Raw genomic sequence first — 15,783 nt, forward strand, 5'->3', positions numbered from 1 at the left:
TATTCATCAATAAGGAAACATTATGAAAATCACACTCTCTAAAAAGAACCTCAAACAATTAAGCTCGCAAAGACGTGAGATAAACCCGCAGGAAACCCCTAAAGTTGCTGGTGGGGTGTCGGTACTTGCGCCTTGCTATACAGGCCCGGCTGGTTCGTGCGTCTGGTCTGTGTGTACGCTGATTGGATGTCCTTAACGTTCAGTTTAGCACCCATATCTTGGTACTCTGACACTAAAAAGCCCGCATGCGCGGGCTTTTTAGTGTCTTATTTGGGTGGGGTTATTCACGAATGGTCGCGAATGGCGTGCCCATGCGGGTGACTGTCTCTGGCAACTGGTTTGCGAGGAAGTCGGCTTTATCTTCTCCCCAGGCCAGGATCACCGTTGAGCCCAGCTTAAAGCGGCCCATCTCGTCGCCTTTTTTCAATTTAACGGCGTTGTCGCCCTCTGCGGGATAATCCCAGCTAAAGACGTCTTTGCCGGCTGGTGGCGTGACTGTGCCCGCCCAGATGGTTTCGATGCTGGCCACTATGGTGGCGCCCACCAGTACCATAGCCAGTGGACCTATCTCAGTGTCAAAGATAGCGACAACCCGCTCGTTACGAGCAAACAGATTAGGGACGTTTTGCGCAGTTAGCGGGTTTACCGAGAACAGATCGCCAGGTACGTAGATCATCTTTTTCAGCGTACCATCAAGGGGCATATGAATGCGGTGATAGTCTTTGGGCGCCAGATAAATGGTGGCAAACTTACCACCAAGATACGGTGCTACGTCGGATTCTTTGCCCCCCAGCAGGGTTTGCAGGCTGTAGTCATGGCCTTTGGCCTGAATGATCTGACCATCGACTACATCACCTAACTGGCTGATGGCACCGTCGACCGGGTGAGCCACAATGCTGGCTTCTTCGGCAAGTGGGCGGATCCCCGGCTTCAGCGGACGGGTAAAGAATTCATTAAAGGTTTTATAGTGAGCTGGATCTTCATGCAGGGCTTCACTCATGTCTATCTTGTACTGTTTGATAAACAATTTAATTAAGGTGGTTGTCAGTGCACCCGCTTCGGCTGCGGCCAGTTTTCCCACCAAACGTGATACGGCATGTTTGGGTAAAGCATATTGCAGGGCAATCTTTAGTTTATCCAAGTTCACTTTTATTATTCCTGAAAAAATTTTGAAGATAGTATCAAACTCTTGGCGCGCGCGCACCTGCGCGACCATCCGCCATTGACTCCAGAATACGATGATAGCTGTCAAAGCGCAGCTCGCTGATCTTGCCCTCATCAACCGCTTCCAGGATCAGACAACCCGGATCGTTAAGGTGTTTGCAGTCACGAAAACGACAGCCGCCGATAAACTCACGAAACTCTTTAAAACACCAGGTTACCCGCTCAACCTCCAGGTGCCACAGACCGAACTCACGGATCCCCGGACTGTCTATCAGATTACCGCCACTGGGCAGGTGATGCAGTTTAGAAACCGTGGTGGTGTGCTGACCCAGGCCACTGTTTTCAGACACTTCCTGGGTCAGGATGGCTGCATCAGGCAGTACCGTATTGACCAGTGTTGACTTCCCGACTCCAGACTGACCAACGAAGATATTATTCTTTTCTGTTAGCAGGGCTTTGAGCTCATCGATCCCTTCGCCAGTCTTGTTACTGACCAGTAAGACGCGGTAGCCTAAGTCGCGATAGATATCCAAGACTTCATCGACATAGTCGAGGCCTTCGTCATCGAGCAGATCGACCTTGTTGAGCAACAGAATTGGTTCAATACCCATGTCTTCACAGGCGACCAGGTAACGGTCAATGATCTGTGGGGTAAATTCAGGCACCACGGCGGACACCATTAAAATCTGATCTATGTTGGCTGCCACCACCTTAACGCCATCATAAAAATCCGGACGAGTAAGCTGAGAGCGTCGAGGCTCGACGGCTTCTATGACGCCGGCCAAATCGCCTTCGCTCACTTTGGCGCGACGGAAAATCACTTCGTCACCACACACTAAGCTGGTGACGGTACGGCGGATATTGCAGCGTAGCACGTCGCCATTTTCGCACTCGATATCGGCATGTTGCCCAAAGCGACTGATCACCACGGCGGGTTCTGTGGGGCCCAGATTGTCTGTTTGCCAGCTTACCTGAGTGTCGGATTGTTGTTTCGCTTTATGCAAGCGTTTTTGATGATTGGCACTGATCCGTCTGGATTGGCCCTTACTGAGTTTTTTGCGTTTTGCCATATCTAATAAACTCGCGACACGATTTATTGCTATCGAGTGGTATACAGGCCAATCATGGACTATAACTCAATAAATTGCCCCGCTTTGTAAAAAAAAGCTTTTGGTCGAGTGATGAAGCTAATATGATATATCTAATTGCATTGGATCTAAAGGAAAGTACCGTTAGGTAGTGTATGTCTTTTCATGAATCAAACCTGATCTGGCTCGACTTAGAAATGACGGGTCTGGAACCTAAAACAGATAGGATCCTCGAAATTGCCACTGTGATCACAGACTGTGATCTTAACGTACTGGCTGAGGGACCTGTAATTGCTATCCATCAAAGTGATGAATTACTTGATAATATGGATGAATGGTGCACAAACCAGCATGGCCGCTCAGGCTTAACTGCGCGTTGTAAGGCCAGTTCTCATTCTGAATCTGATGCAATCAAACAAACCTTGGACTTCCTGAAGCAATGGGTGCCGCCGGGCAAATCGCCTATGTGTGGTAATTCGATTGGTCAGGACCGTCGTTTCCTCAATAAATACATGCCTGAGCTGGAAGAATACTTCCACTACCGCAACCTGGACGTTAGCACGATTAAAGAGCTGGCACGTCGCTGGAAGCCTGAGCTGTTAAACGGGATCCACAAAAAGAGCTCTCACCTGGCTCTGGACGACATTAAAGACTCCATTATGGAGTTGAAGGTCTATCAGCAAAAATTCTTCAATCTTTAAAAAATTTAGAAAAAGTACTTGCAATGCTTTTTCTATCTTGTAGAATCCTGCCCCGCTCAAGACGGCAAAGCTTATTTGTCTCTGGGGTATTGTATTTTAAAGCGGCACTAGCTCAGCTGCTAAAACGTTAGACGCGACCAGTCGTGCTCCAGTGTTTAAAACAATCGAGCAATTGTGGAATGCGGCACTGGCTCAGCTGCTAAAACGTTAAACGCGACCCGTCGCGCACCAGCGTTTTAATATTCCATAACTTATGAAGCGGCACTAGCTCAGCTGGTAGAGCGCGACCTTGCCAAGGTCGAGGTCACGAGTTCGAACCTCGTGTGCCGCTCCAATCTACAATCAGTTTACTCAACTGACTAAAAAAGAGTACTTATGGTGATGCGGCACTAGCTCAGCTGGTAGAGCGCGACCTTGCCAAGGTCGAGGTCACGAGTTCGAACCTCGTGTGCCGCTCCAATCTATAAGCAGCCTTGCCAAGGTCGAGGTCACGAGTTCGAACCTCGTGTGCCGCTCCAATCTACAATCAGTTTACTCAACTGACTAAAAAAGAGTACTTATGGTGATGCGGCACTAGCTCAGCTGGTAGAGCGCGACCTTGCCAAGGTCGAGGTCACGAGTTCGAACCTCGTGTGCCGCTCCAATCTATAAGCAGTTTACTCAACTGATTAAAAACGAGTATTTATTGTGATGCGGCACTAGCTCAGCTGGTAGAGCGCGACCTTGCCAAGGTCGAGGTCACGAGTTCGAACCTCGTGTGCCGCTCCAACACTTCTTCAGGTGTATAAACTAGATACTTTATTATGAAGCGGCACTAGCTCAGCTGCTAAACGTTAGACGCGACCTCAAGGTTGCGCCCAGCGGGAAACTAAGAGCTACATTGTGATGCGGCACTGGCTCAGCTGCTAAACGTTAGACGCGACCTCAAGGTTGCACCCAGCGGGAAACTAAGAGCTACATTGTGATGCGGCACTAGCTCAGCTGGTAGAGCGCGACCTTGCCAAGGTCGAGGTCACGAGTTCGAACCTCGTGTGCCGCTCCAACTTTCCTCTCGTTTTCGACCTTCATTTTACCCTTTTTTTTTCATTCTGACTTACTCACTCAACTTTAAATCTTATTCCACCAATTTTCAGAGATAAACTGATTGCTTATTTTTAGCGCGGCACGTAAAATACGCGCTCTTTCGGCCTAACTAACTTTAGTTCCTTGCCTTACCCCGACTGGCCGAAACGGGACAAGGCTATATTAACCGTAAGGAATATCCATGCGTCATTACGAAATCGTATTCATGGTTCACCCAGACCAAAGTGAGCAAGTACCTGGTATGATCGAGCGTTATACTGGTGCCATCACAGAAGCTGGCGGTAAAATCCACCGTCTAGAAGACTGGGGCCGTCGTCAACTGGCTTACCCAATCGAAAAGCTTCACAAAGCACACTATGTTCTGTTGAACGTTGAAGCACCTACTGAAGTAATCAGCGAGCTTGAAACTTCTTTCCGCTACAACGATGCAGTGCTTCGTAACCTGGTTATGCGTACTAAGAACGCTGTAACTGAAGCGTCTCCTCTTGCTAAAGAAGAGAAAAAAGAAGCAGCAACTGCTTAATCGTTATTGATTCGGAATTGACCTGGTAGTTTGGTGAGCACTCAGTCTGAACTGTATACAAACCAGCTGGTATTATCTGGCACGGTCTGTAAGCCACCTAAGTACAGTCAAAGCCCCGCCGGCATCGCGCATTGTATTTTTGTTTTAGAACATAAATCGATGCAGGTAGAAGCCGACCTAAATCGTAACAGTTATGTACGTATTCAGGTGGTTGCCAGCGGACAGCAGTTCCGGACTCAACTAGAGCATTTATACGTTGGGCAGACCTTACAGGTACGCGGTTTTTTAAACCGACACGAAAGTCGCAGTGGCTTGAGTCAACTTGTATTACATGCACAACATATTGAAAGAATTAATTGAGGAAATTTACTCATGGCACGTTATTTCAGACGTCGTAAGTTCTGCCGTTTCAAAGCGGAAGGCGTACAACAAATCGATTACAAAGATCTGGCTACTCTTAAAAACTATGTAACTGAAAGTGGCAAAATCGTACCTAGCCGTATCACAGGTACTAGCGCTAAATACCAGCGTCAGCTAGCAACTGCTATCAAGCGTGCTCGCTACCTAGCCCTTCTTCCGTACACTGACTTACACAAGTAAGCAGCTGATTAACAGTTTTTAAAAGGTGTAGAGACATGCAAGTTATTCTACTAGACAAGATCGCAAACCTAGGTGGCCTAGGTGACCAGGTTTCAGTTAAATCTGGTTTCGCACGTAACTTCCTTTTCCCTAAGGGCAAGGCAGTTCCTGCAACTAAAGCTAACATCGAAACTTTCGAAGCACGTCGTGCTGAGCTTGAAGCGAAAATCGCTGAAGAGCTAACTGCTGCACAAGCGCGCGCTGAAAAACTAGAAGCACTTGCTGAAGTGACTCTGGTTTCTAAAGCGGGTGACGAAGGTAAGCTATTCGGTTCTATCGGTACTCGCGATATCGCCGATGCTATCACTGCAGTAGGTCTTGAAGTTGCTAAGTCAGAAGTTCGTCTGCCTACCGGTACTATCCGTGAGACAGGTGAGTTCGACGTAACTATCCAGCTTCACACTGACGTGACAACAGCTATCAAAGTAATCGTGATCGCTGAAGCTTAATTTTATTAAGCACCAACCGCGCGCATCTGTGCGCGGTTGTATTCCCAATCTCTGAAAGACAATAACAACTCCAATTTTCAGTGTGTGGATCTGATGATTATCGGGATCATCATGGAAGGTTTACAACACAAGTCGGAAAATTAATCCAAATCAAAACAACGGCGCTCGTAAACGGCTTATAGTCATTACGGGAACAATTGAAGCTAAAATCTAATGGTCTGACCTCACGGTTGTTCTAGGGTAAAAAGCCCGGCTGTTATAGACTGTAAGCGCGTTCCTGTTTTAGCTAATTCTGTTTTGTGATATTTTAGTTAACTGTTTTTATTACAGGCACTTTTTTTTATTGGTTAAATGTCATACAGTCTACTCAATGATTTATGACAGCGTTATCATTTAGGTGGGAAACCCAATATGCTTAAGACCTCCAGAATGCGTGGATTTACTTTGATAGAGCTGCTGATCGCCATTGCGATCGTCGCCATCCTGGCCAGTGTGGCATTGCCAAACTACAGCGAGTATGTGCGTGAAAGCAGACGACTGGATGCACAACACTTGTTGTTGCAAACCAGTGCCACGTTGGAGCGTATCTATTCCCGCAATGGGGGTTACCCCAATACAGCAACATTTCAGGGTCTGCCTGCTGCTGAGTTCTACACGTTCAGCTACGAGGCGCGTAATAAGCCACAAGGTGCGAACGGTGATTTTCGCAATATGGGCTATATTTTAAGAGCGACACCAGTGGCTGATGAGGGCCAGAACAGAGACGTGTGTGGCGTGCTGACTTTAGACCATTTGGGCAATCAGGGAGGCAACCTGAATGACTGTTGGTAAACACACCCAGCGCGGCGTAACGCTCATTGAATTGTTGGTGGTGTTGGCGATTATTGCCATTCTGGCCATGGTTGCAGCACCTTCTTTGATTGGTCAGATTAAACAAGACCGGGTTAATACCACGGCAAATGAGTTAAGTAGTTTTTATCGCTTTGCGCGCAGTGAAGCGGTAAAGCGTGAAGTGCCGGTAAAGCTAGAGTTGGAAAACAGCGACTGGGTCATGAAGGTGGTTGAGCAAGGTCAGGAAGTGACCTTAAAGCGTTTTACGATTGATCATAACCAAGTAGCGGTGAACCTGGTCGACAGAACATTACGTTCAAGTGGTGAGTTGAGTGCATTTAGTAACATACTGATTTCAGATAACGATGCGGCAACGGATGATGTACGTTTGTGCATTCTACATAGTGGGCAAAGTTGGTTGGGTAAGGCGACAGATAATTGCGCGTAGTAAAAGGTTTTTCATTGCTGGAAGTCATGGTGTCTATGGTCATCGCGGCCATTGCCTTGCTGGGGCTTGCTGCGGCGCAGATAAAAGCCATACAGTTTGCACAGAATAGCTTTAACTACACCATTGCCCTGATCCATGGACAGAATGCAATTGAACGTATCTGGCCGGATATTTGTCACTACCAAAGTGTCAATACCAGTCTGAATCCTGGTACGAATCCTACCGCGGCGGGATTGTACCCAAATGATCCGCGTTTCAAGCTGACGCTACCCGACACGTTTAACCTTGATATGAGTGTGTCAGTCAGCTGGCATGACGAACGTATGACTGATACGGGGGTGGATCAAATTTCCCTGCATGCCAGCTTTGTTAATGTTTGCTTATGAGACGTCTGATGAACAGCCGCGGATTTACCCTGTTGGAGCTTTTGATAGCATTATCGATAGGGCTGTTTATGCTCGGTGGTATAGCAGTGGCCTATTCGACCATTCGCAGCACCATTGCTGTTAATCAGGAGTTGGCACAAGCGCAGGAAGTTATCCGCTACACCAGTCAGCTTATGACCCGAAGTATCAAACAAACAGCTTCTACGCCCCAGGTCAGACTCAATGGTAGCGCGTTAGAAGTTACGCAGGTAGCCAACACGCCGGCCTGTGATGGCAGTGTACCTGCAGTCACTTATACAGAAACTTTTTCTTTGCTTGATGGTTATTTGTTGTGTGATATCAGCTCGGATAACTTGCCTGCACAACGCTTATTGCGCGGTGTGAATGCTTTGAGCTTTTCAATCAACGGCTTGATCACGTCGATCACTGTAACGCCGGTGGGGATTCCTGTGCAGTATGCTGCGGGGATCCAAATAGACGTAGCTGCGAGCCAGCAAGTGCTCGCGACGGCTAATTGGTGACACTATGAAGATGCAGAGTTTACGACAACGTGGATTTACCCTGATTAAAGTCATGCTACTGAGTTCAGTGGCCAGCGTGGTTGTGTTTGCTGCATTTAAAGATACCCTGGTGCAGGAGCGCCTGAGTGGTAACTATCAAAAAGACCTCAACGCGCGTCTCCTGGCTGAAAAAGGGGTTATAGAGCGGGGCCAAGCACTTAAAGCCGCCATCACCAATAACGCCAATCTGACACTTGAGCAAGCCGTGCAGCAGATAGGCGCCGGGCTGGGTACTGGCGAGCTGGATGGGACAAGCTATAACGCACAGTTGTCAGTCAATGGAGACGAAGTGTCGATTGCCAGCCTCGGTCAGCGTTATGATGATCAGGCGCATGCGCGAATGGTCTCTTATTTTAAATACACGCCCGCCGAACGCAGTTCAGTGTTTCAAAATGCGGTAACTGGATGTAAAGGCGTTAATCTGGCAGGTAGCGGTCTGGTTGACAGCTATGACTCTACTGTTGGTAGTTATGAAGACACGCGCACCAGCAATGGTGACGTGAATACTGTGATTGGTGATGCAGATGTGGTATTGAATGGTCACTCACCGATTATGGGAGATGTAAAAGCATCTGGCGTTTTGTATCTCAAAGGGTCTTCACCTGTCGTGGGCACCGTGCAATCGAATACCGGGATCGACATTTCGGCGGGAAGTGGGGTGCGGGTTGATGGAGATGTACTCACTCAGGGGTATGTAAAACACAATGGCGGCCAGATCACAGGTGTGCTGCGCGCAAACGGTGACGTAAGCATGAAGTGGGGTGCTGAGATCCTCAATCAAAATCAGGCTGAGCTAGATATCATGTATGGGGGAACGGGGAGTTTTCAAAGTAGTCATGTACAGGACGGGCTCCATTACTCAGCGGATCGTTTCAATGTGAACCCTGAAGTTGAAGCGGTTCGTGTCTATGATCCAAGTTCGCCAGATTATGACCCTAATGACCCTGACAAAGAATGTGACCCACTGGCTTTACCGCTCAATATGCCTTCCGTGATCGACAGCAATAACACTTACACGGATTTTACGGTGGGTGCACAGACCGACTATGTATTCACGCCAAGTGAGGGGCGTTATATACGGGGTGGTAGCGATACCTGGTCTTCGAGCCCTGCTGACATCTATTTGTTCCAGCATTTGACGCAAAATCATGGCCAGAGTAATACCAGCAGCGAATATGTCTTTGGTATGAAAAACATGAAGCTTACCAGTGATGGCACCATTACCATAGAAGGCGGTGATGTGATCTGGCTGGTTGATGGAGACTTCAAAATGACGGGCCATACCAGCATCACCATCAAAGCAGGCAGCAGCCTGGCCATTTTTGTCACCGGTAAAGTGGATTTTGGCGCCAGTGGGGTAGTCATCACAGAGCAGGAAGGATTGACTAACAGTGGTTTTCCAAGCTTGAGCATTTTCTCATCCTATTCAGGCCAGAATGGCATCACAATGCGCGGCGCCAGTTCAATGTATGCTGTTATATATGCGCCGGTGACCAGCATTGCTATGCGCGGGAGTGGCCAGTTTTATGGCACCATTCGCGGCGCAACTATAGATGCGACTGGCGGCAGTGGTGTGCACTTTGATGAAGCGCTGAAAAACTTCAATCTTGGCAATGGTGGCGTGATTACGCCGGCGAAACTGGAGTTTATGGGGTGGCGTTTTGAGTCTGGTGAAGATTACCAGGCACCGGATGAAGACGAAGAGTAACCTGCCTGTCAGTTATTTAGAAAATTTTTCTTTCCTGTTTAAACCTTTTGTTGTTCCACGCTCGTCTTATCCTCTAAACATCGCACCATTGGGTTACTTTCTTTATGGCACCTGATATGTCACGATGATGACACGCAAGCGAAGGAATACTCTATGATAATCAATGCCAAAGAGGCATTTAATCCAGACACGATTGAGTTGTTAGTGCAGCGTGCTCAGCAAGGCGAGCAAGCGGCATTTGAACAGCTCTATCAGCAGTGTTATCGCAGGGTGTATGGACTGTGTTTGCGTTTGCTCGCTGATCAGGCCCATGCGGAAGATGCGACACAGGAGGTGTTTGTACAACTTTGGCACAAAATTGCCCAGTTTCAGGGGCAGTCAAAATTCACTACCTGGTTGCACAGTGTCACATCGAATGTCGCGATCAGTTATTTACGTAAACAAAAAAACTGGCTGCAAAAAGTGGTAAGTCTCGAAGACAGTGGGATGGAATACGCCGAGATAATGCAATGCCAATCGCTCAATGGGCTCGACAAACTGATCTTACGTTTACCAGAGCGAGCACGTCTGGTGTTTGTTTTGCACGCGGTGGAAGGGTACCGCCACGAAGAAGTTGCCAGCATGTTGAATATGGCGGTGGGATCAAGTAAATCGCAGTTTCACCGGGCCAGGAAATTGTTACAGGAGTGGTATGACAATGAGTAAACCAACATTTGAGCAGTTTCTGAAACAACAGCTGCCGCGCCAGCAAGATCAGGACCAGCTGCCTGAACCACAAAAAGACTTGTGGCAGGGCATTGAAAAAGCCATCAATGTATCCAGTACAGTGGCTCCGCCACCTAGCCCCTGGATAAAGTTAGCGGGAGTGGCAGCCTGTGTATCAGCAGGTTTACTGAGCTGGCAGGTCATTATGACGCAGCCCAGAGAAGATACCATGACCCATATGAGTGCTTTTTTTGAACAGAAGAAACAGACATTATTGGTTCAGTATGAGGCACAGCCGGCCTTGACTAAAGACTGGCAAGTGCCATTGCAGGAACTAGAGGAAGCAGAGCAGGCGATTAAGCTTGCACTGATGAAAGACCCTGACAACGCTGCCCTGCTTAAGATGCTGGCACAGGTTTACCAGCAGCAGTTAGATTTAATCACTAAGGTACATCAGCCCCAGTGGCAACAGATTTAGGAGAGAAGCATGAAAGCAATCATTTTTGGACTGGCTACGCTGCCGCTGTTTGCCCTGGCGGGTGACAAGATTGACGAACAGATAGAGATACCGCTGGATGGCAAAGTCGTTATCGAAAGCCAGCGAGGCAAAGTGACAATTAAATCATGGGATAAGCCAAGCTTTCAGGTCATTGGTGAACTGGATGAACTGGCCGAAGGCTATACGCTGGAAACTCAGGGCAGTGTGACCGAGTTTATCGTTAAAATGCCACGCCGCAGTAAAAGCTGGAATAACCAGCGAGACGGCTCTCGGCTGACGATTTATATGCCACGGCAAAGCGAGCTTAACTTTGAAGGGGTGAGTGTTGACGTGGATGTTAGTCACTTTGATGCTGGTGTGGCCGTAACCACAGTCAACGGGGACATTGAGGCCAATGAACTCAGCGGCAAGGTTGAACTGGAGACCGTGAATGGCGATATTGAAGGCAAAAAGTTATCTGGCAATATTCGTTATGAAACGGTCAATGGTGACATTGAAGATATGGCATCAAATGGCAAGTTGCGTTTCAATGCGGTCAATGGCGGCATTGAGAGTGTGACTCAGGCTACTGATATTCGCGTTGAAAACGTCAATGGAGAAGTAGATTTTGACATTGCCAGCCTGAAAGACTTACGTATGAGTACGGTGAATGGTGAGATCAACGTGCGTCTAAGAGCACTCGAAAAAAGCGCGAATATTCGTTTTGAGTCGGTCAGCGGAGATGTCGACTTTTACTTCCCGGCAGAACTGTCCGCACGCTTCGATATTGATGCCCATGCAGGTGGACGGATCATCAATGAGCTTTCGACAGACAAAGAGAAGAAAGCCAAATATGGTCCATCCCGGGAATTGGAATTTGTGGTCAAAGATGGAGACGTGGATGTGGAAATCGATACTGTCAGCGGGCGCATTGCATTGAAGAAACTGTAAAGCAAACGATGGGGGCGCAGTGCGCCTCCTGTGGTCATCATCAGACAGATAATCAAGATTCATTTCCACCCCATTTGCGTATACAATAACAGGTCTTTCCCTTAGTGTTTGTAGTGATATGGCGAAACCTGATCAACAAGTCGATACCCTGAAAGTTCCCCCCCATTCCATCGAGGCTGAGCAGTCTGTGCTTGGCGGACTCATGCTTGATAACCAGGCGTTTGACAGAGTGGCAGAGCTGGTCGTCGCGCAGGATTTTTATACCCGCACTCATAAGCTGATATTTGAGGCAATGACCAAATTGGTCGAGGCCAGCCAGCCGATTGACCTTATCACTATTTCGGAAAATCTTGAGAAGAATAACCAGCTGGACACTGTAGGTGGCTTTGCTTACCTGGCTGAGATTGCGAAAAATACCCCCAGTGCGGCGAACATTGATGCTTATGCCAGTATTGTCCGCGAGCGTGCAGTGGTCCGTGAGATGATCACGGTTGCCAATGAAATTGCCGAAGCGGGTTTCAACCCGGAAGGACGCGATAGCCACGAATTACTGGACCTGGCGGAAAGTAAGGTATTCAAAATCGCTGAGCAACGCACTAAGAGTACCGAAGGTCCGCAGAGTATTCACAGCATTCTGGAAAAAACCGTGGATAAGATCGAAGAGCTTTACCAGTCGCCGCAGGATGGTGTAACCGGGGTGAGCACGGGCTACTCTGACCTTGACCAGATGACCGCAGGCCTACAACCGTCAGACCTGATCATCGTCGCGGCACGTCCGTCGATGGGTAAAACCACTTTTGCGATGAACCTGGCCGAGCATGCGGCGATGACGCAAGACAAGCCTGTACTTATTTACTCGCTGGAGATGCCTTCAGAACAGATCATGATGAGGATGCTGGCCTCACTGGGACGAATTAACCAGACTAAGGTCAGGACCGGTCAACTGGATGATGACGATTGGGCACGCCTGTCCTCAACTATGGGCTTGCTAATGGAAAAGGGCCAGATGTACATCGATGATGCCTCTGGCCTGACACCGACCGATGTGCGCTCTCGGGCGCGGCGGATAGCGCGGGATCATGGCGGGATCAGCATGATTATGGTGGACTACTTGCAATTAATGCGAGTCCCCAGTTTGTCGGATAACCGGACCTTAGAAATCGCCGAGATATCTCGTTCACTTAAGGCATTGGCAAAAGAGCTTCAGTGTCCGGTGATAGCCCTGTCGCAGCTTAACCGTACACTGGAACAACGGGCGGATAAGCGCCCGGTTAACTCAGACTTACGTGAATCGGGGTCTATCGAGCAGGATGCCGACTTAATCATGTTTATCTACCGGGATGAAGTGTATAACGACGACAGCCCGGATAAAGGCGTTGCAGAGATTATTATCGGTAAACAGCGTAATGGCCCGATTGGTAAGGTTAGGTTAACCTTCCAGGGGCAATTCTCTCGGTTCGACAATTATGCTGGCCCTGCAGTGGATGACGAATACTAAGATATTTGTCAGTTGTGACTGACTCGGCAGCCTGAATTAGGAGTAAGCATGCGCCTGGCAACCGCCGAAATTAACCTCGCGGCATTAAGTTATAATTTAAAACAGATCAAGGCACTGGCTCCAGGTGCCCGGGTGATGGCCGTGCTTAAGGCCAATGCCTATGGCCATGGTTTGGTCAAGATTGCGCAGCATCTTAATGATGCTGATGCCTTTGCGGTTGCGCGCATTGATGAAGCGCTGGCGTTGCGTGCCGGTGGCCTGACTAAACCAATTGTGTTACTTGAGGGCTTCTTCAACCGTGCTGATTTGCCTATTCTGATCGCCAATAACTTTGAAACCATTATTCATGATGAAAACCAGTTGCGGGCCATTGAATCCAGTCAGCTGGACGCGCGTTTGCCGGTTTGGCTCAAGGTAGATACAGGCATGCACCGACTAGGTGTGGAGCCTGAGCAGTTTGAAGCGTTTTATCAGCGCCTTAAAGCCTGTGAGAATGTCGACCCCAAGATTAAGCTGATGACGCATTTCTCCTGTGCGGATGATGTCAATAATACACAAACACCAAGCCAGATTGCCGCATTTGAGCGGTTGGTTCAGAGTAAACCGGAAGCCAAGTGTCTGGCTAACTCTGCCGGGGTGATCGGCTGGCCTCAGTCTCATGGCGACTGGATCCGACCTGGTTTGATGATGTATGGCGTCTCACCGATGCTGAACCGGGTCGGCACAGAGCATGGCCTTAAACCTGTGATGCGCTTGATAACACGTGTGATCGCTATCAAAACAGTGGCTGCAGGAGAGAAAGTCGGGTATGGCGGTCGTTGGCAAAGCAATAAACAAACTCAACTTGCTGTCGTGGCCATGGGGTATGGTGATGGTTATCCGCGTAACGCGCAAGATGGTACACCTGTAGTTATAAGGGATAAACGCTATGGCATTGTTGGCGCAGTATCTATGGATATGATCACGGTGGACATAGGGAGAAACCCGGATGATATTCGCGTTGGCGACGAGGTTGAAATGTGGGGCCCTACACTGCCAGTTGAAGAAGTGGCATCGTGTGCAGGTACTATCCCCTATGAATTGCTATGCAATATCACACCTCGGGTGAGCTATGACTACCTTGCTCAGACAGACCAAGTAGACTGACTATTCCAGCAGCTGACCATGCAAGGTTGCGACGATAGCGCGACTGCCCGCCTGGTCTCTGTGTTCCCCGAGATAGATCCCCTGCCATGTGCCTAATTGCAGGCGTCCCTGACTTACCGGGATCGTGACCTCGCAGCCCAGCGTACTCGACTTAATGTGCGCAGGCATGTCATCGTCCCCTTCGTAATCATGGCGATAGTAACTCTGCCGTTCAGGTACAAAGTGGTTGAAGTGACTTTCCATATCTATACGTACGGTGGGGTCGGCATTTTCATTGATGGTGAGACTGGCAGATGTATGCTGGATAAACAAATGCAGTAAGCCTACTTTGTAGTAACCCAGCTGTGGTAGTTGGGTCAGGACTTCGTCATCAATCAAATGAAAGCCGCGTTGACGCGGCCTGAGTGTGATGTGTGTTTGATGCCAGCTCATAGCTTATCGAAGCTCACCTCTATGTTGGCGTTGCCGTCATCTGACGTAAACGGCATGATGATCTTAGGGCCTTCACACTTGTGCGTGATGGTGTGGCCAGGCCCGGACACCACGATTGGGGTGGCCATATCAAACTCATAGCCTTTTTCGCCCAGTAAATTTTTTGCGCCACCGGTGACCATATTGGTGATTTCACCCACCATATCAGTGACTTCTTCGTTAATTTTCTCCGGACGCTCGCCCAGCATTCTTTCCATAATGGTCAGAGCCAGACCTTCATCAAAGCTGATAGAAAAGGAGCCTTTGGTCTGTGGGCCCACCATGCCAATCAACCCGGACACGTCGCCACGTGCCACTTCATCTTTTTTAATCTTAGGCTTGCCAGGCGTTAGTTCTGTTTGTGCCATGGTGGCCAGTACATTCATCAGAGACGATAAAAAAGGGTTGATGAATTCTACATTCATATGCTTCTTCCCTAGGTTCCTACATTGTAACGGACGCTGAATTAAGTGTAGTGGGCTTTTTACTATGCTGCACTACTCATTACATTTTCCACAACGCCCGTGTGCTTCAATCGTTTGTGCTTTAACAAGAAAGCCATGCTCGGCAGCCAGGTTATTCAGTTCATGTGAAATGGAATTGGAATGCAGCTCTTGTACGTGACCACAGGAATCGCAGATCAATAATTGCACAGGGTGAATACAATCGAAGTGATGGCACAACATAAATGCATTTGTGCTTTCAATCTTGTGAATAAACCCGAGCTCTGAGAGAAAATCCAATGCGCGATACACAGTTGCTGGCTTAGCCCCGGATTCGGTCAGCTTGAGCTCTTCCAACAGGTCATAGGCGCCTACGCCGCCTTGTTTGGCAGCGAGTAAGCGAAAAACTTTCTCTCGGATAGGGGTAAAACGTGCACCCCGGTTGTCACAAACTTGCTTAGCTTTACTTACCAGTTGTTCTATATTCATGTTCTAAATCCTTACACTGCCA

21 protein-coding genes and 5 tRNA genes are annotated in these 15,783 nt (G+C 48.5%); 21 read left to right on the top strand and 5 right to left on the bottom strand.

From position 1 onward, the window contains the following. Positions 1-22: 22 nt before the first annotated feature. Complete coding sequence (locus CWC22_RS01210; RefSeq protein WP_164517606.1) at positions 23-196, top strand: hypothetical protein; 174 nt, start codon at positions 23-25, stop codon at positions 194-196. Positions 197-280: 84 nt separating this feature from the next. On the opposite strand, the gene asd is transcribed toward CWC22_RS01210, so the two are convergent. Continuing rightward, entirely contained in the window at positions 281-1,147 is an 867-nt protein-coding gene (gene asd, locus CWC22_RS01215; RefSeq protein ID WP_138537809.1) for an archaetidylserine decarboxylase, read from the bottom strand. Between the two features lie 34 nt (positions 1,148-1,181). Beyond that, positions 1,182-2,234, bottom strand: coding sequence for a small ribosomal subunit biogenesis GTPase RsgA (rsgA, locus tag CWC22_RS01220; protein ID WP_138537808.1), 1,053 nt, complete (start codon positions 2,232-2,234; stop codon positions 1,182-1,184). A gap of 173 nt (positions 2,235-2,407) precedes the next feature. On the opposite strand from rsgA, the gene orn reads away from it, so the two are divergent. From orn to alr, 20 genes are all read left to right on the top strand, one after another. Next, positions 2,408-2,953 carry an oligoribonuclease gene (gene orn, locus CWC22_RS01225; RefSeq protein WP_010386260.1) on the top strand — a complete coding sequence of 182 codons (546 nt, stop codon included), beginning with the start codon at positions 2,408-2,410 and terminating at the stop codon, positions 2,951-2,953. A gap of 258 nt (positions 2,954-3,211) precedes the next feature. Continuing rightward, a tRNA-Gly gene (locus tag CWC22_RS01230) sits at positions 3,212-3,287 on the top strand. A gap of 49 nt (positions 3,288-3,336) precedes the next feature. After that, positions 3,337-3,412, top strand: a tRNA-Gly gene (locus CWC22_RS01235). Between the two features lie 108 nt (positions 3,413-3,520). Beyond that, positions 3,521-3,596: transfer RNA gene (locus CWC22_RS01240), tRNA-Gly, on the top strand. 49 nt (positions 3,597-3,645) lie between these two features. Next, a tRNA-Gly gene (locus CWC22_RS01245) sits at positions 3,646-3,721 on the top strand. Between the two features lie 198 nt (positions 3,722-3,919). Continuing rightward, positions 3,920-3,995 (top strand) — tRNA-Gly (locus CWC22_RS01250). Between the two features lie 222 nt (positions 3,996-4,217). Next, the gene (rpsF, locus tag CWC22_RS01255) at positions 4,218-4,559 is read left to right on the top strand and encodes a 30S ribosomal protein S6 (RefSeq protein WP_010386261.1); all 342 of its coding nucleotides are present in this window, start codon (positions 4,218-4,220) and stop codon (positions 4,557-4,559) included. Positions 4,560-4,589: 30 nt separating this feature from the next. After that, positions 4,590-4,919, top strand: coding sequence for a primosomal replication protein N (priB, locus tag CWC22_RS01260; protein WP_125563136.1), 330 nt, complete (start codon positions 4,590-4,592; stop codon positions 4,917-4,919). Between the two features lie 12 nt (positions 4,920-4,931). After that, positions 4,932-5,159, top strand: a complete 228-nt coding sequence (gene rpsR, locus CWC22_RS01265) for a 30S ribosomal protein S18 (RefSeq protein ID WP_010386263.1) — start codon at positions 4,932-4,934, stop codon at positions 5,157-5,159. Positions 5,160-5,194: 35 nt separating this feature from the next. Further along, a complete protein-coding gene (gene rplI, locus CWC22_RS01270) occupies positions 5,195-5,647 on the top strand; it encodes a 50S ribosomal protein L9 (RefSeq protein ID WP_010386264.1) in 453 nt (150 codons plus the stop codon). Between the two features lie 411 nt (positions 5,648-6,058). After that, on the top strand, positions 6,059-6,478 hold the full coding sequence (locus CWC22_RS01275; RefSeq protein ID WP_125563138.1) for a type IV pilin protein: 420 nt from the start codon (positions 6,059-6,061) through the stop codon (positions 6,476-6,478). Then, on the top strand, positions 6,465-6,926 hold the full coding sequence (locus tag CWC22_RS01280; protein WP_049865203.1) for a pilus assembly FimT family protein: 462 nt from the start codon (positions 6,465-6,467) through the stop codon (positions 6,924-6,926). The genes CWC22_RS01275 and CWC22_RS01280 overlap by 14 nt, the downstream gene beginning before the upstream one ends. Next, positions 6,917-7,312: a type IV pilus modification PilV family protein gene (locus tag CWC22_RS01285; protein ID WP_125563140.1), complete on the top strand. Its 396-nt coding sequence runs from the start codon at positions 6,917-6,919 to the stop codon at positions 7,310-7,312. Before CWC22_RS01280 ends, CWC22_RS01285 begins: the two co-directional genes overlap by 10 nt. Beyond that, positions 7,309-7,833, top strand: a complete 525-nt coding sequence (locus tag CWC22_RS01290; RefSeq protein WP_138539479.1) for a PilW family protein — start codon at positions 7,309-7,311, stop codon at positions 7,831-7,833. The genes CWC22_RS01285 and CWC22_RS01290 overlap by 4 nt, the downstream gene beginning before the upstream one ends. 4 nt (positions 7,834-7,837) lie before the next feature. Beyond that, positions 7,838-9,580 (top strand): PulJ/GspJ family protein, encoded by a 1,743-nt coding sequence (locus CWC22_RS01295; protein ID WP_138539480.1) that lies wholly within the window; start codon positions 7,838-7,840, stop codon positions 9,578-9,580. Positions 9,581-9,733: 153 nt separating this feature from the next. Next, positions 9,734-10,285, top strand: a complete 552-nt coding sequence (locus tag CWC22_RS01300) for an RNA polymerase sigma factor (protein ID WP_125563146.1) — start codon at positions 9,734-9,736, stop codon at positions 10,283-10,285. Continuing rightward, positions 10,278-10,763, top strand: coding sequence for a hypothetical protein (locus tag CWC22_RS01305; protein ID WP_138539481.1), 486 nt, complete (start codon positions 10,278-10,280; stop codon positions 10,761-10,763). The genes CWC22_RS01300 and CWC22_RS01305 overlap by 8 nt, the downstream gene beginning before the upstream one ends. A gap of 9 nt (positions 10,764-10,772) precedes the next feature. Beyond that, positions 10,773-11,714 (top strand): DUF4097 family beta strand repeat-containing protein, encoded by a 942-nt coding sequence (locus CWC22_RS01310; protein WP_125563149.1) that lies wholly within the window; start codon positions 10,773-10,775, stop codon positions 11,712-11,714. 118 nt (positions 11,715-11,832) lie between these two features. Continuing rightward, a complete protein-coding gene (dnaB, locus tag CWC22_RS01315; RefSeq protein ID WP_046004973.1) occupies positions 11,833-13,212 on the top strand; it encodes a replicative DNA helicase in 1,380 nt (459 codons plus the stop codon). Between the two features lie 48 nt (positions 13,213-13,260). Further along, complete coding sequence (gene alr, locus CWC22_RS01320) at positions 13,261-14,358, top strand: alanine racemase (RefSeq protein WP_138539482.1); 1,098 nt, start codon at positions 13,261-13,263, stop codon at positions 14,356-14,358. On the opposite strand, the gene CWC22_RS01325 is transcribed toward alr, so the two are convergent. From CWC22_RS01325 to CWC22_RS01335, 3 genes are all read right to left on the bottom strand, one after another. After that, a complete protein-coding gene (locus CWC22_RS01325) occupies positions 14,359-14,790 on the bottom strand; it encodes a secondary thiamine-phosphate synthase enzyme YjbQ (protein WP_138539483.1) in 432 nt (143 codons plus the stop codon). Continuing rightward, positions 14,787-15,254, bottom strand: coding sequence for a chemotaxis protein CheX (locus CWC22_RS01330; protein WP_010386278.1), 468 nt, complete (start codon positions 15,252-15,254; stop codon positions 14,787-14,789). The genes CWC22_RS01325 and CWC22_RS01330 overlap by 4 nt, the downstream gene beginning before the upstream one ends. A 72-nt stretch (positions 15,255-15,326) precedes the next feature. Then, positions 15,327-15,761, bottom strand: coding sequence for a transcriptional repressor (locus CWC22_RS01335; RefSeq protein WP_010386279.1), 435 nt, complete (start codon positions 15,759-15,761; stop codon positions 15,327-15,329). Positions 15,762-15,783: the final 22 nt, after the last annotated feature.

Origin of the sequence: Pseudoalteromonas rubra, from assembly GCF_005886805.2 — a bacterium.
Taxonomy (GTDB): domain Bacteria; phylum Pseudomonadota; class Gammaproteobacteria; order Enterobacterales; family Alteromonadaceae; genus Pseudoalteromonas; species Pseudoalteromonas rubra_D.